This window comes from Microbacterium sp. NPDC091382 (genome assembly GCF_044757025.1).
GTDB lineage: Bacteria > Actinomycetota > Actinomycetes > Actinomycetales > Microbacteriaceae > Microbacterium.
The window spans coordinates 300,416-321,785 of record NZ_JBIVUD010000003.1 but is presented as its reverse complement, the minus strand read 5'-3'; the positions used below and the strand labels follow the sequence as shown (position 1 = coordinate 321,785).

Here is a 21,370-nt window from a genome sequence, read left to right as displayed (position 1 = left end):
CTTGGCGGGTGCCTGAGACCTTCGCCGTGACGGATGCCGTCGAACTCGCCGTCGTCGAGCGGAGCGGTTTCGTCGAGTCCCGCCACGCGGGTTCGGCGATCGTGCTCGACACGGACGGGGGTGTCGTGTCGTCTCTCGGAGACGTCGATTCCCCGATCCTCCCCCGGTCTGCGCTCAAGCCGATGCAGGCGCTTGCGAGCGTGTCCGCGGGCGCAGCGCTCGACGGCCCGCACCTCGCCGTCGCGACGGCGAGTCACTCGGGCACCGACCGGCATGTGACGCTCGTGACCGACATCCTCAACATGGCGGGCGTCGCCGAGGACGCCCTCCTCTGCCCGCCCTCCTGGCCCGGAGACGCGGCCGCACGGGACGAGATGACCCGGGAGCTCATCGGGCCTCAGCGCGTGCGGATGAACTGCTCGGGCAAGCACGCGGCGATGCTGCTCGCCTGCCAGGTCAACGGCTGGGACATGGCGAGCTATCTCGACCCGCAGCATCCGCTCCAGGTCCACACCCGCGAGGTCGTGGAGCGGCTGACCGGTACGAAGATCTCCGTGACGGCGGTCGATGGATGCGGCGCGCCCGTGCATGCGATGAGCCTCGCCGCGCTCGCGCGGGCCGTCCACCGCATCGGTGCGTCCTCGGAACGCTCGCCGTTCGCGCTGCATCGCAGCGCCGGCGCTCTCGTACGCGCAGTCCGCGAGCACCCGTGGGTGATCCAGGGACCCGGCCAGCCGGACTCGGTCGTGACGGAACGGCTGGGAGTGTTCGCCAAGCACGGCGCGGAGGGGGTCATGTCGATGGTCGCCCCCGACGGCACGACCGTCGTGCTCAAGATGCTCGACGGCAGCAACCGCGCGGGCGTCGTCACGGCGTTGACGCTGCTCGTCCGTGCGGGTGCGCTTCAGGCCGCGGACGTCGCCCGCACCCTCGGCGACCTGCCGCTGACGGTGACAGGCGGGGGCAGGGACGTCGGCGTCATCCGTCCCACCGTCTGACCCCGCTGCGGACCGCATCTATGCGTCCTCGAGGACGACACGTCGCACCGCCCGCTCGGGTGCGTGCAGCCACGCACGGCCGACTCCCGGCAGAAGGAACGGCGGCAGTTCTCGGGAGCCCACGAGCGCGCGGTACTCGTTCGCACACGCGGCGTCGATGATGAGATCCGCGTCGGCCCGAGCCGCGGCGAGAAGACGCCACTGCCCGAGCCAGGCGTCCGGTGAGCCGACGACGACGCTCCCTCGCTCGAGCGTCGTTCCCGCATCGATCCGACTCACGCGGATCCCGATACCCTCCCACGTCGCGATGAGCCGCCGGGATCGAGGCCCGGCGGGAACGACGACGGCCGCGGGGCGCCGTCCCGGTCGCCACACGGGAGGCCGGGCACCCCGCTCCTCGACGTCGGGCTCGTCGACATCGACGACCTGAACGAGCGTGCGCCCGAGGCGCCCGCGCCCGGGCGGGAGGTCCGGTACGAAGTCGGCGGCCTCGCCGCCGGCCGCGACGTGGTCGGTGCGGGATGCCGTACCGAGGATCAGACGTCGCGGCACGAGCTCGAGGAGGCGACCGATCCCCGCTCCGACGCGCTGCGTCGCGAGGACGATTCGGACGCCGCGTGTCCGCGCTCCCCGCAGTGCACGATCGAGCGCATCGGAGGCCGCTGCGCCGTATTCTCCGGGCAGCCCGGAGATGATCGCGTCGAGGTCGTCGATCAGCACCGTCGTCCCGCTCCGCGCATGCTCCAGCGCAGCGATCGCGTCCCACGCTGCCTCCGGATCCGCGGGCACCCGCACGACAGCGGTCTGGGCGGCTACCGCGCGCAACACCCCGCTCCGTCCGCTGCCGGGCCCCCCGATCACCGCCAGGGCCGCGTCGCTCCACATGACCTCCTGCTGCCGCTGATGCTCCGGCTCGTCGGCGACGGCCAGCAGGACGCCCGCCCTCGCGGCGTTCGTCTCGAGTGGGATGCGCTGCGGGAGCGCGGGGAGCCACGGGCGTCGCGCTCGGGCGCCCGTGTGCCGCTGCGCGACGCTCGTCACGAGGTCGGACGGGCAGAGCGCGACACGGACCACGTGAGGTGCGGTGTCGCGGCTCCGCCGGATGAGGGCGGTCCCGCGCGCCTCGGCGCGACCGGAGAGCCGACATGCGTCCTCGACCCCGAGGACCGCGCGCGAATCCGCTCCGTCCGCAACGCGGAGCGCGATCCGCAGCGGCGCGTTGGCGAGGACCGCGTCGCGGAACACGCCGTTCGCGCGCTGCGCGGCGAGGATGAGGTGGATGCCGAGTGCCCGCCCCCTCGCGGCGAGGTCGCCGAACAGGTCGTGCAGGATCGGATGCGCGGCGACGAGCGCGGCGTACTCGTCGACGACGATGATGAGCCTTCCGAGGGCGTCGTCTGCCTCGTCGATGTCGCGCGCGCCGACGGCGGCCAGAGCCCGCTCGCGATATCGCACCTCCGCGCGGAGACTCTCGATCGCCCGCAGCGTCGTCGGCTCGTCGAGATCCGTGAGGACTCCGGTGACGTGCGGCAGCGGCGCGAGGTGGTCGAATGTCCTGCCGCCCTTGAAATCGACGAGGAGGAACCCGAGCTGCGTAGGCGAGTGCGTGGAGCACAGAGAAACCACCCACGAGGTCAAGAGCTCGCTCTTGCCCGCTCCCGTCATCCCGATGACCACCGCGTGCGGTCCGTCGACGACGAGGTCTATCGGCACGGCCGTCCCGCCCGCGCCCGCGAACGCCGCGGGGAGTGTCCCCGGGCGCGCCGCCGGTGCCGTCTCCCACGCGGTTCGGAGCGTGAGCGGTTCGTCGGCCGCGTGCCCGAGCGCGCGGGCGGCGCGGTCGGCGAGCACCCGCATCACACGCGCGGCCTGCGCCTCGCTCACGACATCGACCGTCACGTCGCGGATGCGCCCGTCGAGGTCGAGACGCGCCGTCGTCGGACCGGTCATCCGCAGAACGGCGCCGCAGCGCGGGGGCGGCGGCGCGCCGTCGGGCACCACGATGAGGGGGATGTCCACGTCGCCGCCCACGACGCCGCCCGCTTCGAGGATCTGGAGCAGGGGCCCCACGGCCGCGGCTCGGTGGGGCGCCGCATCCGTCCAGGCGGGACCGCCGTCTCCGAGGCGCAGCCGTCCCGGCGCCAGGCACAGCAGCGCCTGAACCGCGAGCGCCCGTGCGACCGCAGCAGCGATCGCGGGGGGCCCGACGACGGCGACACCCGTCGTCATCGGGACGAGAATCGGGACGTTCGTCACCACACCGGCAGCGCGTCGCAGCGCGATCGCATCGTCGTCGCCGTCCCCGCCGGAGACGCGGAGCTCACTGGCGTCCTCCCCTGAGCCGATCACGAGCGACTGCTCGCGCTCGGGCACCGCGCGCCAGATCGACTCGGGCCGCGCGAGGAACCGAGGGACGTCGGGATGAGTGGCCCATCGCTGCTCGCGCTCCTCGGCGTGACGACGTTCCACCTCCGTTTCCGCGGCGGCCAGCTCCCGCGCGGTCGAGGCGGCATCCTTTCGCGCGGTGCGTCGCGACGTCCGCGCCGCGTCGGCGACCGACGCGACGGCGATGAGCGGACCGAGTGCGGCGAACAGAAGCGCGTATACCGATCCGGTGACGGCCCAAAGTATGACTGCTCCGATGACGGGGATCACCGCCGTCCACACCGGGACCGGCGGTCTCGGTGTGGCAGCGGCGCGGCGCGGCAGGGTCAGCGGATCATCGCGAGAGAGGGAGGACACGCATCCACGATGCGCAAGATTCCGCGCCGCCGGCCCTCGAGCGGAGCGACCTGTGGAGGGTTCCGATCAGGAGGAGACCGGGGAGGAGATCTCTGCCGTCGCGGTGTCCGCCTCCGCAGACATCACGTGCGCGCTCACGACGATGACCGTCACGTTGTCGCGTCCGCCGTTCTCCAATGCCGCCTCGAGCATTGCGTCGACCGCGGCTGCGGGGTCGTCGTTCTGCAGCAGGAAGTGGAGGATCCCGTAGTCGGTCAGCTCCTTCGTGAGCCCGTCACTGCAGACGACGAAGCGATCGCCGTCGACGACCTCGAGTCGGACGTAGTCCGGGACGACGCCGTCGCTCGGGCCGACCGCACGCGTGATGACGTTGCCGTACGGGTGGTTCTCGGCCTCTTCGGGGCTGAGACGCCCGGCGGCGATGAGCTCTTGGACCACGGAATGGTCGGTGGTGATCTGCGCGAGCGCTCCGTCGCGGAGCAGGTATACGCGTGAATCGCCGATGTTGAGGGTGACCCACGTCGGCTCGTCGCCGGTGAGGTCGAGGTACACGCCCGTGACCGTCGTGCCGGTGCCGTCGTCGGTCGTCTCGGCGTGGGAGGCGATGTCGTCGACGGCGCGCTCCAGGGCGTCCTCGATCACGTCGGGCGACACCGTGCCGCGCTCCACCGCAGCGGACAGACGCTCGACCGTTCGGGAGCTCGCGATCTCGCCGCCGATGTGACCGCCCATGCCGTCGGCGACGACGAACAGCGGGAACGCCGACAGCACGGCATCCTGATTGTTCTCACGGCGGCGCCCCTGGTGGGTGACCTCCGCCCAGCGCACCTCGATGGAGCCCGCGCCCGTAGGGACGACGCGGGATGAGGTGACGGCTTCGGGCACGCTCCCACCCTTCTTTCCTGATCGGCGCAGCGTCCTCACACTCTAGTCGACGGCGCCCCCGTCATCATGCGGCACTACCCGTTGCGATCGACTCGGTGCGCCCAGTACGGTTTCGCTGAGCCAGCGCGCACGCGCTGAACGCCGCCTGTGCGGCGTCGCCGACAGAAGGGCAGATCGATGTCAGACCCGAACACGCCGCCGCACGACGGTCCCGCGTCTCCCCCTCCGGCCGGCGCGCCCACACCCCCGACCAACCAGACGCCCGGCGGGTACTCCGCCCCGCCGCCCCCGCAGCAGGCGTACGGTCAGCAGCCTCCGCCGCAGCAGCCGTACACCCAGCAGCCCTATTCTCAGGCGCCCGCCGGGGCCCCGCTGCCCCCTGACCAGGACAAACAGTGGGCGTCCTTCGCCCACTTCGGCGGCATCATCGGGTTCCTGCCGGCACTGATCATCTGGCTGGTCTTCAAGGATCGGGGCCCACGCACCAACACCGAGGGGAAGGAAGCCCTGAACTGGCAGATCACGTTCACGATCGCCATCATCGTGGCGAACATCGCCGCCCTCGTGCTGGGCTGGATCCCGGTCATCGGCTGGATCATCGGACTCCTGCCCGTCGCCATCTGGGTCGTCAACATCGTGTTCTCGATCTTGGGCGGCGTGCGCGTGAACGCCGGCGGGAGCTACCGCTACCCGGTGACGCTCCGTCTCATCTCGTAACCGCGGGGACGACGAGCTCCCACTCGCCGGCAGCCGCAGATGGGCGCAGGACGATCTTCTCGTCCTGCGCCCATCTCATGAGCGCGGCGGCATCCGTCGCGTCCGGTCGGGTCAGGGCGAGCCGGCGCACCAGCTCCCCCTTCGCGTGCTTGTTGAAGTGGTTGAGCGCACGGACCGCACCACCCGGAGCCTCCGCGACCACGCGGACGTACGCCTGCGGGATGCCGCTGGGCACCGGCCCCAATGCGACGTACGCCTCGGAGCGCAAGTCGAGCACGAACGACGGCGACGCCGCTGCGATGGCGTCACCCACGGCATCCGCCCAGATGGATCGCGTCGACGGCAGACCGGGAACGCGGATGCCGGCTCCCAGACGGTAGGCGGGCAGCGGGTCGAGCGCGCGGACGATCCCGAAGGGCGCGGAGTGGATCGCGACGTGGGACGAGAGCCACTGTCGCGCGGGTGAGTCCAGCGACGGCGCGTCGAGGGCGTCGAACAGGACCCCGGTGTAACGGTCGACGGCCGGGAGCGTCGGGGACGTCCGGAGTGCGGCATTGACCGCGATCTCGGGGCGCTGCCGCTCCGAGAGCTTCAGCACGCGGGCCGCGGCATCCTCGTCGGCGCTCAGCGTGATGAGTGCGTCGACCACGCGATCGCGTTCGGCTCGAAGACCCGGGAACGACAGCGCGTCGGCCCGCCATGACGGACCGTCCCCGCCGACGCGCTTCGTCTCGGACGGTGGAAGCAGGATGAGCACGGAAGACCTCCGGGAAAAACGCAGCGCCGCCCGGCGAACCGGACGGCGCTGCGCGAAAAGGTGTCAGGACTGCAGGGCTGCGTTCCCGGCCACGATGGTGAGCTCGTCGTTCTCCATCGAGAGGAAGCCGTCCTCCGCGGTCGCGACGATCTTCTCGCCGTTCGACTGCGTGATGCGGACCTGTCCTTCGGCGAGGATCGCGAGCACGGGCTCGTGACCGGCCATGAAGCCGATCTCGCCCTCGACCGTCTTGGCAACGACGAGGCTCGCCTCGCCGTGCCAGACCTCCGCCTCAGCGGAGACGAGGGTGACGGTCAGCGCCATGTCAGCCGTTCTCCTTCTGGATCTGCGCCCACTTCTCTTCGACGTCGGAGATGCCGCCGACGTTGAAGAAGGCCTGCTCGGCGACGTGGTCGAAGTCACCCTTGACGATCGCGTCGAACGACTCGATCGTCTCCTTGATCGGGACCGTGGAGCCCTCGACGCCGGTGAACTTCTTCGCCATGTAGGTGTTCTGCGAGAGGAACTGCTGGATGCGACGTGCACGCGACACGACGATCTTGTCCTCTTCGGAGAGCTCGTCGACACCGAGGATGGCGATGATCTCCTGCAGTTCCTTGTTCTTCTGCAGGATCTGCTTCACCGAGGTGGCCACGCGGTAGTGGTCCTCACCGATGTAGCGCGGGTCGAGGATGCGGCTCGTCGAGGTCAGCGGGTCGATCGCGGGGTACAGACCCTTCGATGCGATCTCACGCGAGAGCTCGGTGGTCGCGTCGAGGTGGGCGAACGTGGTCGCCGGAGCCGGGTCGGTGTAGTCGTCAGCGGGGACGTAGATCGCCTGCAGCGAAGTGATCGAGTGACCGCGGGTCGACGTGATGCGCTCCTGGAGCACACCCATCTCGTCGGCGAGGTTCGGCTGGTAACCGACGGCGGAGGGCATGCGACCCAGCAGCGTCGAGACCTCGGAACCGGCCTGCGTGAAACGGAAGATGTTGTCGATGAACAGGAGGACGTCCTGCTTCTGGACGTCGCGGAAGTACTCCGCCATCGTCAGGGCCGACAGAGCGACGCGCAGACGGGTCCCCGGCGGCTCGTCCATCTGGCCGAAGACGAGAGCCGTCTTGTCGAAGACACCCGCCTCTTCCATCTCACCGATGAGGTCGTTGCCCTCACGGGTGCGCTCACCGACACCGGCGAACACCGACACACCACCGTGGTCCTGCGCGACGCGCTGGATCATCTCCTGGATGAGGACGGTCTTGCCGACACCGGCGCCACCGAAAAGACCGATCTTTCCACCCTGCACGTAGGGGGTCAGGAGGTCGATGCTCTTGATGCCGGTCTCGAACATCTCGGTCTTGGACTCGAGCTGGTCGAAGTTCGGAGCCTGGCGGTGGATGCCCCATCGCTCGGTGACCTCGATGGTCTCGCCGGGAGCGGCGTTGAGGACGTCGCCCGTGACGTTGAAGACCTTGCCCTTGGTGACGTCGCCGACGGGGACCGTGATGGGGCCGCCGGTGTCGCGCACCTCCTGGCCGCGGACCATGCCGTCGGTGGGCTTGAGCGAGATGGCGCGGACGAGGTCGTCGCCGAGGTGCTGCGCGACCTCGAGCGTGATCTCGGTCGACTCGCCGTCGATGGTGATGGTGGTCTTGAGGGCGTTGTAGACCTCGGGGATCGAGTCGTGCGGGAACTCGATGTCGACGACCGGGCCGGTGACGCGCGCGACGCGACCGACGACGGGGGTCTCCGTCTTCTCAGCGGTGAGGCTCATGGCTTCTCTTCTTTCGTGTGGTCTATTTGCCCGACGCGAGGGCGTCGGCGCCGCCGACGATCTCGGCGATCTGCTGCGTGATCTCGGCCTGACGCGCGTTGTTGCGCAGGCGGGTGTAGTCGGTGATGAGCTTGTCGGCGTTGTCGCTGGCGGACTTCATCGCCTTCTGCGTGGCGGCCTGCTTCGCGGCGGACGACTGCAGTAGCGCGTTGAAGACGCGGCTCTGCACGTACACCGGGAGAAGCGCGTCGAGCACCGTCTCGGCATCCGGTTCGAACTCGTAGAGCGGGTAGACCTGGCTCGATGCCGTGTCATCCGCCTCGACGACCTCGAGCGGCAGCAGACGGACCGTTTCCGGCGTCTGCGTCATCATGCTGACGAAGCGGTTGTAGACGAGGTTGATCTCGTCCACGCCGCCCTCTTCGCCACCGAGCTCGTATGCCGCGATCAGCGCCGCCGCGATCTCCTCGGCCGTCGAGAACGCCGGCGTGTCGGTGTCCCCGATCCACTCCCCCGCCGTCGCGATGCGACGGAACTGGAAGAAGCCGACCGGCTTGCGACCGATGAGGTAGTACACCGGCTCCCGGCCCTCGCTGCGCAGCAGCTCGCCGAGCTGCAGCGCCTCGCGGATGACCTGCGAGTTGAACGCACCGGCGAGGCCTCGGTCGGAACCGAAGACGACGACGGCGGAGCGACGGATCTGCTCCCGCTCGGTGGTCAGCGGGTGCTGCACGTTCGAGTGCGTCGACACGGCGGAGACGGCACGCGTCACGGCCCGCGCGAAGGGGTTGGACGCGCGGACGCGTGCCATCGCCTTCTGGATGCGCGAAGCCGCGATGAGTTCCATCGCCTTCGTGATCTTCTTGGTCGTCTGAGCAGAAGAGATCTTCTGCTTGTAGACCCTGAGTTGTGCGCCCATTGGTTATGAGTCTCCCGTCGGCGTCAGCCGCGGCGGCCCTTGACGATCTTCTCCTGGTTCACGTCGTCGACGTCCGCAGCAGCGACCTCTTCGTGACCCGGCGCGCCGAGTGCCTGACCCTTGCCGCCCTGGAATTCGAGGACGAACGCGTCGACCGCCTTGTCGAGCTCGGCGACGGTGTCGTCACCGAGGACGTTCGACTCGCGCAGCGTGTCGAGGATCGACGTGTTGCGCTTCAGGTGGTCGAGCAGCTCGCGCTCGAAGCGGAGGACGTCCTCCACCTCGATCGTGTCGAGCTTGCCGTTCGTTCCGGCCCAGATCGAGACGACCTGCTCCTCGACGGGGTACGGCGAGTACTGCGGCTGCTTGAGGAGCTCCGTCAGACGCGCACCACGGGCGAGCTGACGACGCGACGCGGCGTCGAGGTCGGACGCGAACATCGCGAAGGCCTCGAGCGAGCGGTACTGGGCGAGCTCGAGCTTGAGCGTTCCCGAGACCTTCTTGATCGACTTCACCTGGGCGTCACCGCCGACACGCGAGACCGAGATACCCACGTCGACTGCGGGACGCTGGTTGGCGTTGAAGAGGTCGGACTGCAGGAAGATCTGGCCGTCGGTGATCGAGATCACGTTGGTCGGGATGTACGCCGAGACGTCGTTGGCCTTCGTCTCGATGATGGGAAGACCCGTCATCGATCCGGCGCCGAGCTCGTCGGACAGCTTCGCGCAACGCTCGAGCAGACGCGAGTGCAGGTAGAAGACGTCACCGGGGTACGCCTCGCGGCCCGGCGGACGACGCAGGAGGAGCGACACCGCACGGTAGGCCTCGGCCTGCTTCGACAGGTCGTCGAAGATGATCAGGACGTGCTTGCCCTCGTACATCCAGTGCTGGCCGATGGCCGAGCCGGTGTAGGGAGCGAGGTATTTGAAGCCGGCGGGGTCGGATGCCGGGGCCGCGACGATCGTCGTGTAGTCCATGGCACCGGCGTCCTCGAGCGCGCCCTTCACCGAAGCGATGGTCGAGCCCTTCTGGCCGATCGCGACGTAGATGCAGCGGACCTGCTTCGTGACGTCGCCCGACTCCCAGTTGGCCTTCTGGTTGATGATCGTGTCGATCGCGATCGCCGTCTTGCCGGTCTGGCGGTCACCGATAATGAGCTGGCGCTGACCCCGACCGACGGGGATCATCGCGTCGATGGCCTTGATGCCGGTCTGCATGGGCTCGTGGACCGACTTGCGCTGCATGACGCCGGGCGCCTGCAGCTCGAGGGCGCGACGGCCCGTCGTGGCGATCTCGCCGAGACCGTCGATCGGGTTGCCGAGCGGGTCGACGACACGGCCGAGGTAGCCCTCGCCGACGCCGACCGAGAGGACCTCGCCCGTGCGGGTGACCTTCTGGCCGGCTTCGACGCCGGAGAAGTCGCCGAGCACGACGACACCGATCTCATGCTCGTCGAGGTTCTGCGCGAGGCCCTCGACGCCGTTCTCGAAGCGCACGAGCTCGTTCGCCATGACGCCGGGCAGACCCTCGACGTGGGCGATGCCGTCCGCGGCGTCGACGACGGTGCCGACCTCGGTCGCCGCTGCCCCGGTGGGCTCGTAGGCGGCGACGAAGTCTTTCAGCGCGTCACGGATGACGTCGGGGCTGATGGACAGTTCTGCCATGGTCTTCCTTCTTAGTGAGGTCTTGTGGCGGGCACCTGGCCTGCCGGGTCCGCTCCTCGGTGGAGCGGGAAGAGTCAGCCCGCCAGACGCTGGCGGAGATCGCCCAGTCGGGACGAGACGGTGGCGTCGATCACGTCGTCGCCGATCTCGATGCGGACACCGCCGACGACCGCGGGGTCGACGACGACGTTCAGCGAGACCTCGGTGCCGTAGCGAGCGGCCAGCGTGCTCTGCAGACGCGACGACTGCTCGTCGGTCAGGTCGGCTGCCGCGAAGACGGTCGCCACGGCCCGGCCGCGCTGGTCGGCGACCACGCGCAGCGCACGGCTGAGCATCGAGCGGACGCGACGCTCACGCGGGATCTGGACGAGCGAGGACACGACGATCGTCGTCGCCTCGGCCGCACGGCCGTTTAGCAGGTTCTCGACGAGAGCGCCCTTCGCGGCGGAGTCGCCCAACCGGCTTCCCAGCGCGAGCTCGAGCTCGGGATTCGCGGCGATCGTGCGGGCCACGGAGAACAGCTCCGCCTCGAGGTCGACTTGCGGCTCGGCGATGGCGGCGGCGCGGACGCCCGCCTCCTCGATGCCCGAGATCAGGTCGTCCGCGGACGACCAGCGCTGCGCGACAGCCGCATCCAGAACCGCCACGGTCCCTGCCGAGTACCCGCCGAAGACGCTCGAAACCACCTTGCGTCGCGCCTCGGCGGGTGCCGACGCATCGGAGAGCGCGCCGCTCAGCTGCGACGAGCCGGCCAGGGTGCGCACCGCGGCGAAGAGCTCGCGGGCGACACCGAGGTCGACGCCCGGCGCGGCCGTGAGGGCCGACGTCGTCGCCGCGAGGGCTTGAGTGGTCGCGCTGCCCATTACTTCGCCGCCTTCTCGGAGGATTCGAGGTCGGCCAGGAAGCGGTCGACCACGGCCTTGGCCTTGGCGTCGTCGGAGAGCGTCTCACCGATGACCCCGCCGGCGAGGTCGAGGGCGAGCGTGCCCACTTCGCTGCGCAGCGAGACGAGTGCCGTCTGGCGCTCAGCCTCGATCTGGTGGTGCGCGGCGGAGGTCAGACGCGCGGCCTCGGCCGATGCGGTGTCCTTCGCCTCGGCGACGATCTTCTTACCGTCCTCGCGGGCGGTCTCACGGATCTCGCCGGCTTCCTTGCGAGCCTCGGCCAGCTGGGCCGTGTACTCCTCGAGAGCAGCCTCAGCCTTGCGCTGCGCCTCGTCGGCCTTCGCGATGTTGCCCTCGATGGCAGCAGAGCGCTGGTCGAGCAGAGCCTGCATCTTGGGCAGGGCAACCCGCCAGAAGACGAAGAGGATCACGAAGAAACAGACCGCGGACCAGACGATGTCGTAGATCGCCGGGATCAGCGGGTTGTACGACTCGCCTTCTTCGGCAGCAATGACAAGAGCGTTCAGCATCCTGTCTCCTTACAGTGCGATCGAAGCGAGATTACGGAGTGACGTTCGTGAAGATGAAGTAGGTCGCGATGCCGATGAAGGCGAGTGCCTCGGTGAACGCGATACCGATGAACATCAGGACCTGAAGGCGACCGGCCAGCTCGGGCTGGCGGGCGACGCCTTCGATCGTCTTTCCGACGACGATACCCACGCCGATGGCGGGACCGATGGCGGCAAGACCGTAGCCGACGGTGGCGATGTTGCCGTGCAGGGCGGCGAGAACCGTAGTTGCGTCCACGGAGGTGTTTCCTTTCGGTTGGATGGCTCGGCGTGCGCCGGACCGCTTAGTGCTCTTCTGCCACCGCGAGCTGGATGTAGACCGCGGTGAGGATGGCGAAGACGTATGCCTGGAGGAAGGCGACGAAGATCTCGAACAGCGTGAAGGCGAACCCGAACGCGAGCGTTCCGGCTGCGAGCGCCGAGAACCAGCCGCCCAGGGTGAAGAGGAAGAACTGCGTCGCTGCGAAGAACAGGACGAGCATGAGGTGTCCGACGATCATGTTCATCAGCAGTCGGAGCGTCAGAGTGACGGGCCGGATGATGAAGGTCGAGAGGAACTCGAGCGGGATGATCAGGATGTAGAGGAACCACGGCAGCCCGGGAGGCATCAGCGAGTTGCGGAAGAAGTTGCCGGGGCTCGCCTTCAGGCCGGCGTAGATGAACGTCACGTACGCCACCACGGCGAGAAGCAGCGGGACGGCGACGATCGACGTGCCTGCGATGTTCAGACCCGGGATGACACCCGTGATGTTCATGAACAGCACCATGAAGAAGATCGTGGTGAGGATCGGCAGGAACCGGCGGCCGTCCTTCTTGCCGAGCAGGTCTTCGGCGATGTTGACGCGGACGAAGTCCAGGCCCATCTCGACGATGCTCTGGAAACGGCCGGGGACGACCGTCATGCGGCGCGTGCCGAGCCAGAAGATGAGGACGATCGCGATCGTCGACAGGAACTGGATCAGGTGGATCCGGTTGACCTCGAGGAAGCCGATCTGGAAGATCGTCTCCGGGAAGAACTCCGAGATGGACGGCCCGTGGAACTCTTCAGGGGCTTCTTCGGCGGCAGTAGCGATCAGGGTCGCAGCTTGAGTAAACAGCGCTGGCTCCAGCTTCGGGGCGTCGATCTCACGATCGGGCGACGATGGTCGGTGAGCTTACTCCGCAGACATCCCGTCGGGGTTCAGGCGGGCTCGGTGAATAGCCTATCAGCCCCGCGGCGCACTCGAGTCCCCCGCGCCTCGTTCGCCCTCCTCGATCTGCGCCGCGGTGGGCAGGCGGGCGTCGCTGACGGTCGGAATCCTCATGCGGATCATGACGACGACATCGACCACGAGCGAGGCGACGATGCTCGCGACGAGGGCGCCGAGGAACACCATCGGCGTGAGCCACGGCTGATCGCGGAGCACGAACAGGACGATCAGGAAGACGACGAACTTCAGGATCCAGCCGCCCATCACCGCGCCGAAGAAGATCGGCACGAACAACGGGTCGCCGTAAAAGCGATTGGCGACGAGGATCGACACGATCGTGAAGGCCAGGAAGACGGCGGCCATGAGAACCGCTACCAGCGCACTCCACAGCCCCGAGGTGCCCGCCGCAATGAGACCGACGACACCTCCGACGATGGCGAGGACGGCGGTGACGATGCCCGACCAGACGAGGGCGGTGCGAAGCAGGGGCGTGGAGGAGAGGTCGCTCACGTGAGGGCCTTCGGTTCGGGCGCGACGGCTCGGGTGCGACGCGCGGGGGGCAGGGTGACGATGACACAGGCGATGCACCCGATGACGAGGAAGGCGACCCCCGGCCAGTAGCGACCGGGCCATCCCTTCGTGGTGCCGATGTACATGAGGAGGACCGACAGCGAGACCACGGCCGTCCACGCGTAGAACACGAAGACGGCGTTGCGATCGGTGTGCCCCATGTCCAGCATCCGATGGTGGAGGTGCTTCCGGTCGGGCGAGAAGGGCGATTTACCCTTGGCCATCCGTCGCACGACGGCGAGTCCGAAATCGACGAGCGGGAGCAGGACGATGACGACCGGCAGGATGACGGGGATGAAGGCACCGAGCAGCTGCGACCGCCCGAAGAGGTCGTTGTCGCTCAGAAGGTTCGGCGGCAGGTTGCCCGTGACGACGATCGCCGAGGACGCCATCATCAGCCCGAGCAGGAGGGCGCCGGCATCCCCCATGAACATGCGGGCGGGATTCCAGTTGAACGGCAGGAACCCGGCGCACATGCCCAGCAGCACGATCGCGATGAAGACCCCGGTGTTGCTCTGCTCACTGTTGTCGAAGTCGCGCACGAGCATCGCCGAGTACGCGAAGAACACCGCGTTCGCGATGAGGCAGACACCCGCGACGAGACCGTCGAGACCGTCGATGAAGTTGACGGCGTTCATGACGATCACGATCAGGAGGATCGACAGTGCGATGCTCACCCAGCTCGAGACGACGACCTGCTGCCCGAAGGGCAGATAGAAGATCTGGATGCCGCCGAGGAAGACCACGATCCAGGCCGCGACGAACTGGGCGCCGAGCTTGATCATCCAGTCGAGGTCGAAGAGGTCGTCGGCGACCCCGACCACCACCATCAGAGCGGCAGCGCCGAGGAGCGACCACACCATCGATGGTTCCTGCCAGACGATGGAGAAGGCCGGCAGCTGGGAGGAGAGGACGAAGAATCCCAGCATCCCGATGAACATCGCCACACCACCCAGCCGCGGGGTGGGGGTCTTGTGGACGTCCCGTTCGCGGATGGCCGGGTGGAGCCCGAACTTCATCGCCACGCGCCAGACGACCCACGAGAAGACGAAGGTGAGGACGCCGGTGAGGACGAACGCGAACAGGTAGTCCCTCACGCGGCGTCGGATTCGTCGGCGTCGGATTCGTCGGGGTCGACCGGATCGGGTTCGAGCAGGTCTCCGAGCACGTCGCGCAGCTCCGCGCGCGAGACCGCGCCCTCGCGCAGAACGGCGACCGGCCGCTGATCACGGCCCACGAGCCCGGTCGCGTCGATGATCGTCGAGGCGACGCCGGTCGCCACGATCCCCCCGTCGAGGTACAGAGAGATGCTGTCGCGGAGCATCTGAACGGCTGAGTCGACCTCGAGAGCGGCCGGCCTGCCGGTCAGATTCGCACTCGACACCGCGAGCGGACCGGTCTCCTGCAGAAGTTCGAGGGCGAAGGGGTCGTCGGGCATCCGCACGGCGACGGTCCCCCGGGTCTCCCCGAGATCCCATCGCAGCGAGGGCTGAGCCGGCAGCACGATCGTCAGACCTCCCGGCCAGAAGCGCTCGACGAGTCGGTCCACGGCCTCGGGCACCTCGGCGACGAGCGCGCGCAACGTGTCCGGACCGGACACGAGCACGGGCGGCGGCGACTGACGTCCCCGCCCCTTAGCCGCCAGCAGACGAGCGACGGCGGAGGCGTTGAACGCGTCGGCGGCCACACCGTAGACGGTGTCGGTCGGCATGACGATGAGTTCGCCGCGACCGATGGCCTGGCGTGCCTGGCGGAGCGCGGGCAGCAGCTGGTCGGCGTCACGGCAGTCGAGGACGGGAGACATATCCGCAGCATTCTACGAGGAGAGGGCATCGCCGCGCCTGCGAAAGGGCGGGGCGGGCCGTCGGGCGGGTCAGGGGTCGATTCAGGGCCGGAGCGCGGTCGTGGCGCGATCGCGCAGCGTCAGGTCGGGATGCGTGGCCGCACCGCGCCAGCCATCCGCCCTCAGGATCTCGCGGATCCCGGCGCCCTGCCACTCGCCGTGCTCGATCACGAGCGTCCCTCCCGGGTGCAGCAGGCGCAGCGCGACTCCGGAGAGGATCCGCACGACGTCGAGCCCGTCGGGACCTCCGTAGAGCGCGGCGGGAGGGTCCCAGTGACGCACCTCGGGGTCGCGCGGGATGGCGTCGTCGGGCACGTAGGGCGGGTTCGAGACCACGACCGAGACGGTGCCGTCGAGTTCGGGGAACGCGTCGGCGAGGTCGATGAACGCGAGCCTGGCGTGCGGGGCGTGCTCGGCGAAGTTCTCCTTCGCCCAGATGAACGCGTCGACCGAGTTCTCCGCGGCGTGCACGTGCGCGTGGGGCACCTCGGTGGCGAGGGCGAGCGCCAGGGCACCGCTCCCCGTCCCCAGGTCGACCGCCACCGGCTCGGGACCGGGCGCCTCACGGAGGGCGTCGATCGCGAGCTGCGCGACCATCTCGGTCTCGGGCCGCGGAACGAAGACCCCGGGGCCGACGCGGAGCTCGAGGTGCCGGAACGGAGCGCGTCCCGTCAGGTGCTGCAGCGGCTCGCGGGCGGCTCGCCGCGCGATCAGCTCGGCGAAGCGGGTCGCCTCGGGTTCCGGCATCCGATCGCCCCGCAGCATCGCGGCCGCGAGCTCGCCGCGACCGACCCCCAGGACGTGCGCGGCGAGGAGTTCGGCGTCGACGTCGGCCGAGGGGACACCGGCGTCCGAGAGACGCTGGGCGGCCGCCCGGACGAGGGGCGCGAGGTCGCTGCCCGCGGGCGCGGCGGAAGTCCGTGAAGTCGACATGGGAGAGCCCAGGATACCGCGCCCGGCAGCGTCACACGGGGCCGCGGCCGGCGCGAGGACCGTAGGCTGAAGGCGCATCGCGGGCACCTGAGCCGCGACCGACGTTCTCCATCCGCACGGAAGGCATCCCATGACCGGCATCCACTCCGACATCACCAGCGCATTCGGCAACACCCCGCTCGTCCGATTGAACCGCGTATCGGAGGGCCTGCCCGGAACGATCCTCGCCAAGCTCGAGTTCTACAACCCGGCATCCTCGGTCAAGGACCGCCTCGGCATCGCGATCGTCGACGCCGCGGAGGCATCGGGTGAGCTGAAGCCCGGCGGCACGATCGTCGAGGGCACGAGCGGCAACACCGGCATCGCCCTCGCGATGGTCGGCGCCGCCCGCGGCTACAAGGTCATCCTGACCATGCCGTCGTCGATGTCGACCGAGCGCCGGATGCTGCTGCGCGCCTACGGTGCCGAGCTCGTCCTCACCGACCCCTCGCTCGGCATGAAGGGCGCCGTCGGCGAGGCGGAGCGCATCGCGGCGGAGACGCCCGGTGCCGTGCTCGCCAAGCAGTTCGCCAACCAGGCCAACGTCGAGATCCACCGGAAGACCACCGCCGAGGAGATTCTGCGCGACACCGACGGCGCGGTCGACTACTTCGTCGCCGGCATCGGCACGGGGGGCACCATCACGGGCGTCGGTCAGGTCCTCAAGGAGCGCGTGCCGTCCGCGAAGGTCGTCGCCGTCGAGCCCAAGGACTCGCCTCTGCTGACCGAGGGCAAGCCCGGCCCCCACAAGATCCAGGGCATCGGCCCGAACTTCATCCCGCCGATCCTCGACCAGGGCGTGATCGACGAGGTCCAGGACGTGACCTTCGACGACGCCATCGAGACCGCGAAGAAGGTCGCCACGAGTGAGGGCATCCTCGTCGGCATCTCGTCGGGTGCCGCGATCTGGGCGGCGCTGCAGGTGGCTGCGCGCCCCGAAGCCGAGGGCAAGAACATCGTCGTGATCATCCCCTCCTTCGGCGAGCGGTACCTCTCGACGGCGCTGTTCGAGGAGTTCCGCGACTGACCCGCACGCCGACACCCGAAAGGTCCGCCGTGCCCGGTCCCGCTTCCTCGTTCGTTCGCGGCGTCGCCGCCGCGTCACGGTCCGTCCGTGAGGACGTCGCCGCTGCGAAGCTGCGCGACCCCGCCGCCCGCGGTGGCGTCGAGATCGCTCTGCTGTACCCGGGGCTCCACGCCGTGTGGAGCCACCGGGTCGCGCACGCCCTGTGGCGACGCGGCAGGCGGTTGCCAGCGCGCGCGATCTCCCAGGTGACCCGCTGGCTCACCGGGATAGAGATCCACCCGGGGGCGCGCATCGGGCGGCGGTTCTTCATCGACCACGGGATGGGCGTCGTCATCGGCGAGACCGCCGAGGTGGGGGACGACGTCATGCTCTACCACGGGGTGACGCTGGGCGGTCGCACCCGGGACGGCGGCAAGCGGCATCCGACCCTCGAGGACGGCGTGGCCGTCGGCGCGGGCGCGAAGATCCTCGGTCCCGTCGTCATCGGGGCGCATTCGGTCATCGGCGCGAACGCCGTCGTGACGAAGGACGCTCCCGCCGACTCGGTCCTCGTGGGGGTCCCCGCGCGAGCGCGTCGGCGTACGGTCAATGAGGACACGCGGGCGATCCTCATGGCGCCCGAGTATCACATCTGACTCCGGTCAGGCCTCCGAGCCCACCGCCGCCAGCTGCGCTTCTTCGTCCGCGGCGATCGCGGACTCGATGAGGGGCCCGAGGGCGCCGTCCATCACCTGGTCGAGGTTGTACGCCTTGTATCCGGTGCGATGGTCCGCGATGCGGTTCTCGGGGAAGTTGTAGGTGCGGATCCGCTCGGAGCGGTCCATTCCGCGGATCTGCGATCTGCGAGCGTCGGATGCCGCGGCATCCCGCTCCTCCTGCTGCTTGGCCAGCAGGCGCGCCCTGAGTACGCGCATACCGGCTTCGCGGTTCTGCAGCTGGCTCTTCTCGTTCTGCATCGACACGACGATGCCGGTCGGGACGTGCGTGATGCGGACGGCGGAGTCGGTCGTGTTGACCGACTGCCCGCCGGGTCCCGAGGAGCGGAAGACGTCGATCTTGAGGTCGTTCGGGTCGATCTGCACCTCTTCGGGCTCGTCGACCTCGGGGAAGACGAGGACGCCGGTTGTCGAGGTGTGGATGCGCCCCTGCGACTCGGTCGCGGGGACGCGCTGCACCCGGTGCACGCCGCCCTCGTACTTCAGGTGCGCCCAGACGCCCTGGGCGGGGTCGCTCGACGAGCCCTTGATCGCGATCTGGACGTCCTTGTAGCCGCCCAGGTCCGACTCGTTGCGCTCGAGCAACTCCGTCTTCCAGCCGCGGGATGCCGCGTACTGCAGGTACATGCGGAGCAGATCGGCGGCGAACAGCGCGGATTCCGCGCCCCCCTCCCCCGCCTTGATCTCCAGGATCACGTCGCGCGCGTCGTCGGGGTCGCGCGGGATGAGGAGGCGCCGAAGCTTCTCCTGCGCGTCGGCGAGGCGTTGCTCGAGAGCGGGGATCTCCTCGGCGAACGCGTCGTCCTCCCTGGCGAGTTCACGCGCCGCGACGAGGTCATCCTCCGCGCCGCGCCACGCGTCGTACGCGGCGACGATGCGCGACAGTTCGGCGTAGCGCCGATTGACGCGCTTGGCGCGCGCCGCATCGGCGTGCACCGCGGGGTCGGAGAGTTCCTCCTGCACCGCGCGGTGCTCGTCGATCAGCGTCTGAACGGACTCGAACACGGCTCGAGGATCAGCGGATGCTGTTCTCGTGCCCACCGGCGGCGGGAGCCGGCATCGACTTCTGCATCTGCACGAGGAACTCGACGTTGGACGTCGTCTCCTTCAGCTTGCCGAGGACGACCTCGAGGGCCTGCTGCTGGTCGAGTCCGGCGAGGGCGCGACGCAGCTTCCAGGTGATCTTGACCTCGTCGGCCGAGAGCAGCATCTCCTCGCGGCGTGTGCTCGACGCGTTGACGTCGACGGCCGGGAAGATCCGCTTGTCGGCGAGCTGGCGAGACAGGCGCAGTTCGCTGTTGCCGGTGCCCTTGAACTCCTCGAAGATGACGTCGTCCATCTTGGAGCCGGTCTCGACGAGGGCGGTGGCGAGGATCGTGAGCGACCCGCCGTTCTCGATGTTGCGGGCGGCGCCGAAGAAGCGCTTGGGCGGGTAGAGCGCGGAGGCGTCGACACCGCCGGTGAGTACGCGGCCCGAGGTGGGCGCCGAGATGTTGTAGGCGCGGCCGAGGCGGGTGATCGAGTCGAGCAGGACGACGACGTCGCGACCGAGTTCGACCAGGCGCTTGGCGCGCTCGATGGCGAGTTCGGCGACCGTCGTGTGGTCCTCGGCGGGGCGATCGAAGGTCGAGGCGATGACCTCGCCCTTGACCGTCCGCTGCATGTCGGTGACCTCTTCGGGACGCTCGTCGACGAGCACGACCATGAGGTGGACCTCGGGGTTGTTCGTCGCGATCGCATTGGCGATCTGCTGCAGCACGATCGTCTTTCCGGCCTTCGGGGGCGCGACGATCAGCCCGCGCTGCCCCTTGCCGATCGGCGCGACGAGATCGATGATCCGCTGCGTGAGCTTCTCGGGCGCCGTCTCGAGGCGCAGGCGCTCCTGCGGGTAGAGGGGCGTCAGCTTGCCGAACTCGACACGGGTCGCCGCGTCCTCCACCGACAGGCCGTTGACGGCGTCGACCTTGACGAGGGCGTTGTACTTCTGACGGCTCGACTGCTCGCCCTCGCGGGGCTGCTTGATCGCGCCGACCACGGCGTCGCCCTTGCGCAGGTTGTACTTCTTGACCTGGCCGAGCGAGACGTAGACGTCGCTCTGGCCCGGGAGGTAACCGGTCGTACGCACGAAGGCGTAGTTGTCGAGGACGTCGAGGATGCCGGCGATCGGGATGAGGACGTCGTCCTCGCCGATCTCGGTGTCGAACTCGTCGTTCGGGTTCTGCCCGCGGCGCTTGTTGCGCTGCCGGCCGCGGCCCTGCCCCTGCTCGTCGTCGGAGGCGGACTCGACGGCGGGCTTGTCGGCGGGCGCGTTCTGGGCGTTCCCGCCCTGGCCGTTGCCGTTCTGGGCGTTCTCGCCCTTGTTGCGGTTGCGGTTGCGGCTGCGGCTGCGCGAACGGCTGCGGCCGTTGCCTTCGCCGTTCCCCTCGGAGTCATCGGATGCCGCGGCGTTCGCGTCGCTCGATGCGGACGCGTTCGCATCGGCGGGAGCCTGCTCGGCGGAGACCTCGGCCGGGGTCTCGGCGTCGGCGGCGCCGGTCGGAGCATCCGACGATGCGGCCTCGGCTGCGCGAGCCTCGGTCGCCTCGGCGGGCTCGGAGGTCGGAGCGGCCTCTGCCGCCGGCACGTCGCTACTCTTCGCCCGGCGCGGGGCACGCTTGCGCGGCGCCTTCGCCGGCTTCTCGTCGGCAGGCTTCTCGTCGGCGGACGGCTCGACGGATGCGTCGGCTGCCGAGGCGTCGTCCGCGCCGGACTCCGCGGGCGCCTCGGCGGCGGCCGCCTTCTTGGCGGACGTCCGCTTGGTGGCCGGGCGCTTGGCGCGTGCCGGCGCTGCGGTCGCGTCAGCTGCGGTCTCGTCGGCGGCCGGGGCGTCGACAGCAGCCGCGTCGGCGGCATCCGTCGTCGTGGCCTCCGCCGGAGCGGCGGTGGTGGTCTCGTCGGCAGCGGCGCCGCCGGTGGCGACGTCGTCGCCGGTCTGGATCTCGGAGATGGACTCCACGAGTTCTCCCTTTCAGATGTGGAAAGTCATAACCGCAGGTGGTCCCGTCCACGACGGATCCGATTCCTCAGCGGGGTGTACGCGCAGGCACAGAGTTGCGCAGGCCCGTCAGAAGGGGTGTGCGGTGGTTCGCAGATTGCGATGGAGG

At 69.2% G+C, this 21,370-nt stretch carries 21 protein-coding genes; 4 read left to right on the top strand and 17 right to left on the bottom strand.

Annotated features, from left to right (window positions below):
- Window positions 1-8 precede the first annotated feature (8 nt).
- Window positions 9-998, top strand: coding sequence for an asparaginase (locus ACIQLK_RS13000; RefSeq protein ID WP_400365206.1), 990 nt, complete (start codon window positions 9-11; stop codon window positions 996-998).
- Between the two features lie 18 nt (window positions 999-1,016).
- Here ACIQLK_RS13000 and ACIQLK_RS12995 read toward each other — a convergent pair whose 3' ends face one another.
- The gene (locus ACIQLK_RS12995; RefSeq protein WP_400365205.1) at window positions 1,017-3,740 is read right to left on the bottom strand and encodes an FtsK/SpoIIIE domain-containing protein; all 2,724 of its coding nucleotides are present in this window, start codon (window positions 3,738-3,740) and stop codon (window positions 1,017-1,019) included.
- Window positions 3,741-3,806: 66 nt separating this feature from the next.
- Window positions 3,807-4,625, bottom strand: coding sequence for a PP2C family protein-serine/threonine phosphatase (locus tag ACIQLK_RS12990; protein ID WP_400365204.1), 819 nt, complete (start codon window positions 4,623-4,625; stop codon window positions 3,807-3,809).
- A 177-nt stretch (window positions 4,626-4,802) separates the two neighbouring features.
- Between ACIQLK_RS12990 and ACIQLK_RS12985 the strand changes: the two genes are divergently transcribed.
- A complete protein-coding gene (locus ACIQLK_RS12985; protein WP_400365203.1) occupies window positions 4,803-5,342 on the top strand; it encodes a DUF4870 domain-containing protein in 540 nt (179 codons plus the stop codon).
- Here ACIQLK_RS12985 and ACIQLK_RS12980 read toward each other — a convergent pair.
- The 13 genes from ACIQLK_RS12980 to prmC form a co-directional block, all read right to left on the bottom strand.
- On the bottom strand, window positions 5,332-6,099 hold the full coding sequence (locus ACIQLK_RS12980) for a YaaA family protein (protein WP_400365202.1): 768 nt from the start codon (window positions 6,097-6,099) through the stop codon (window positions 5,332-5,334). The genes ACIQLK_RS12985 and ACIQLK_RS12980 overlap by 11 nt on opposite strands.
- A 63-nt stretch (window positions 6,100-6,162) precedes the next feature.
- Window positions 6,163-6,423 (bottom strand): F0F1 ATP synthase subunit epsilon, encoded by a 261-nt coding sequence (locus ACIQLK_RS12975; RefSeq protein WP_018188622.1) that lies wholly within the window; start codon window positions 6,421-6,423, stop codon window positions 6,163-6,165.
- A gap of 1 nt (window position 6,424) precedes the next feature.
- A complete protein-coding gene (gene atpD, locus ACIQLK_RS12970) occupies window positions 6,425-7,873 on the bottom strand; it encodes a F0F1 ATP synthase subunit beta (RefSeq protein WP_400365201.1) in 1,449 nt (482 codons plus the stop codon).
- 22 nt (window positions 7,874-7,895) lie between these two features.
- On the bottom strand, window positions 7,896-8,792 hold the full coding sequence (locus tag ACIQLK_RS12965) for a F0F1 ATP synthase subunit gamma (RefSeq protein WP_400365200.1): 897 nt from the start codon (window positions 8,790-8,792) through the stop codon (window positions 7,896-7,898).
- A 23-nt stretch (window positions 8,793-8,815) separates the two neighbouring features.
- Window positions 8,816-10,456 carry a F0F1 ATP synthase subunit alpha gene (atpA, locus tag ACIQLK_RS12960; RefSeq protein WP_400365199.1) on the bottom strand — a complete coding sequence of 547 codons (1,641 nt, stop codon included), beginning with the start codon at window positions 10,454-10,456 and terminating at the stop codon, window positions 8,816-8,818.
- 74 nt (window positions 10,457-10,530) lie between these two features.
- Window positions 10,531-11,319: a F0F1 ATP synthase subunit delta gene (locus tag ACIQLK_RS12955; protein WP_400365198.1), complete on the bottom strand. Its 789-nt coding sequence runs from the start codon at window positions 11,317-11,319 to the stop codon at window positions 10,531-10,533.
- Entirely contained in the window at window positions 11,319-11,870 is a 552-nt protein-coding gene (locus ACIQLK_RS12950; RefSeq protein WP_400365197.1) for a F0F1 ATP synthase subunit B, read from the bottom strand. Before ACIQLK_RS12950 ends, ACIQLK_RS12955 begins: the two co-directional genes overlap by 1 nt.
- A gap of 31 nt (window positions 11,871-11,901) precedes the next feature.
- Window positions 11,902-12,147, bottom strand: coding sequence for a F0F1 ATP synthase subunit C (gene atpE, locus ACIQLK_RS12945; RefSeq protein WP_036312539.1), 246 nt, complete (start codon window positions 12,145-12,147; stop codon window positions 11,902-11,904).
- 46 nt (window positions 12,148-12,193) lie between these two features.
- A complete protein-coding gene (gene atpB / locus ACIQLK_RS12940) occupies window positions 12,194-12,985 on the bottom strand; it encodes a F0F1 ATP synthase subunit A (RefSeq protein ID WP_400365589.1) in 792 nt (263 codons plus the stop codon).
- 129 nt (window positions 12,986-13,114) lie between these two features.
- Window positions 13,115-13,609, bottom strand: coding sequence for a hypothetical protein (locus tag ACIQLK_RS12935; RefSeq protein WP_400365196.1), 495 nt, complete (start codon window positions 13,607-13,609; stop codon window positions 13,115-13,117).
- On the bottom strand, window positions 13,606-14,766 hold the full coding sequence (locus ACIQLK_RS12930) for an MraY family glycosyltransferase (RefSeq protein ID WP_400365195.1): 1,161 nt from the start codon (window positions 14,764-14,766) through the stop codon (window positions 13,606-13,608). Before ACIQLK_RS12930 ends, ACIQLK_RS12935 begins: the two co-directional genes overlap by 4 nt.
- Complete coding sequence (locus tag ACIQLK_RS12925) at window positions 14,763-15,473, bottom strand: L-threonylcarbamoyladenylate synthase (protein WP_400365194.1); 711 nt, start codon at window positions 15,471-15,473, stop codon at window positions 14,763-14,765. The genes ACIQLK_RS12930 and ACIQLK_RS12925 overlap by 4 nt, the downstream gene beginning before the upstream one ends.
- Window positions 15,474-15,554: 81 nt before the next feature.
- Complete coding sequence (gene prmC, locus ACIQLK_RS12920) at window positions 15,555-16,445, bottom strand: peptide chain release factor N(5)-glutamine methyltransferase (protein ID WP_400365193.1); 891 nt, start codon at window positions 16,443-16,445, stop codon at window positions 15,555-15,557.
- 130 nt (window positions 16,446-16,575) lie between these two features.
- Between prmC and cysK the strand changes: the two genes are divergently transcribed.
- Entirely contained in the window at window positions 16,576-17,511 is a 936-nt protein-coding gene (gene cysK, locus ACIQLK_RS12915; RefSeq protein WP_400365192.1) for a cysteine synthase A, read from the top strand.
- 29 nt (window positions 17,512-17,540) lie between these two features.
- Window positions 17,541-18,146 (top strand): serine O-acetyltransferase EpsC, encoded by a 606-nt coding sequence (epsC, locus tag ACIQLK_RS12910; protein ID WP_400365191.1) that lies wholly within the window; start codon window positions 17,541-17,543, stop codon window positions 18,144-18,146.
- Between the two features lie 6 nt (window positions 18,147-18,152).
- On the opposite strand, the gene prfA is transcribed toward epsC, so the two are convergent.
- Window positions 18,153-19,232, bottom strand: a complete 1,080-nt coding sequence (gene prfA, locus ACIQLK_RS12905) for a peptide chain release factor 1 (protein ID WP_400365190.1) — start codon at window positions 19,230-19,232, stop codon at window positions 18,153-18,155.
- A 10-nt stretch (window positions 19,233-19,242) separates the two neighbouring features.
- Window positions 19,243-21,222 (bottom strand): transcription termination factor Rho, encoded by a 1,980-nt coding sequence (gene rho / locus ACIQLK_RS12900; protein ID WP_400365189.1) that lies wholly within the window; start codon window positions 21,220-21,222, stop codon window positions 19,243-19,245.
- Between the last annotated feature and the right edge of the window lie 148 nt (window positions 21,223-21,370).

What these genes read in the sequence shown, in the direction of transcription:
- ACIQLK_RS12985 (WP_400365203.1), top strand. Translation starts at nt 4,803, where the DNA reads ATGTCAGACCCGAACACGCCGCCGCACGACGGTCCCGCGTCTCCCCCT.
- ACIQLK_RS12975 (WP_018188622.1), bottom strand. Translation starts at nt 6,423, where the DNA reads ATGGCGCTGACCGTCACCCTCGTCTCCGCTGAGGCGGAGGTCTGGCAC.
- atpD (WP_400365201.1), bottom strand. Translation starts at nt 7,873, where the DNA reads ATGAGCCTCACCGCTGAGAAGACGGAGACCCCCGTCGTCGGTCGCGTC.
- ACIQLK_RS12965 (WP_400365200.1), bottom strand. Translation starts at nt 8,792, where the DNA reads ATGGGCGCACAACTCAGGGTCTACAAGCAGAAGATCTCTTCTGCTCAG.
- atpA (WP_400365199.1), bottom strand. Translation starts at nt 10,456, where the DNA reads ATGGCAGAACTGTCCATCAGCCCCGACGTCATCCGTGACGCGCTGAAA.
- ACIQLK_RS12955 (WP_400365198.1), bottom strand. Translation starts at nt 11,319, where the DNA reads ATGGGCAGCGCGACCACTCAAGCCCTCGCGGCGACGACGTCGGCCCTC.
- ACIQLK_RS12950 (WP_400365197.1), bottom strand. Translation starts at nt 11,870, where the DNA reads ATGCTGAACGCTCTTGTCATTGCTGCCGAAGAAGGCGAGTCGTACAAC.
- ACIQLK_RS12925 (WP_400365194.1), bottom strand. Translation starts at nt 15,473, where the DNA reads ATGTCTCCCGTCCTCGACTGCCGTGACGCCGACCAGCTGCTGCCCGCG.
- prmC (WP_400365193.1), bottom strand. Translation starts at nt 16,445, where the DNA reads ATGTCGACTTCACGGACTTCCGCCGCGCCCGCGGGCAGCGACCTCGCG.
- cysK (WP_400365192.1), top strand. Translation starts at nt 16,576, where the DNA reads ATGACCGGCATCCACTCCGACATCACCAGCGCATTCGGCAACACCCCG.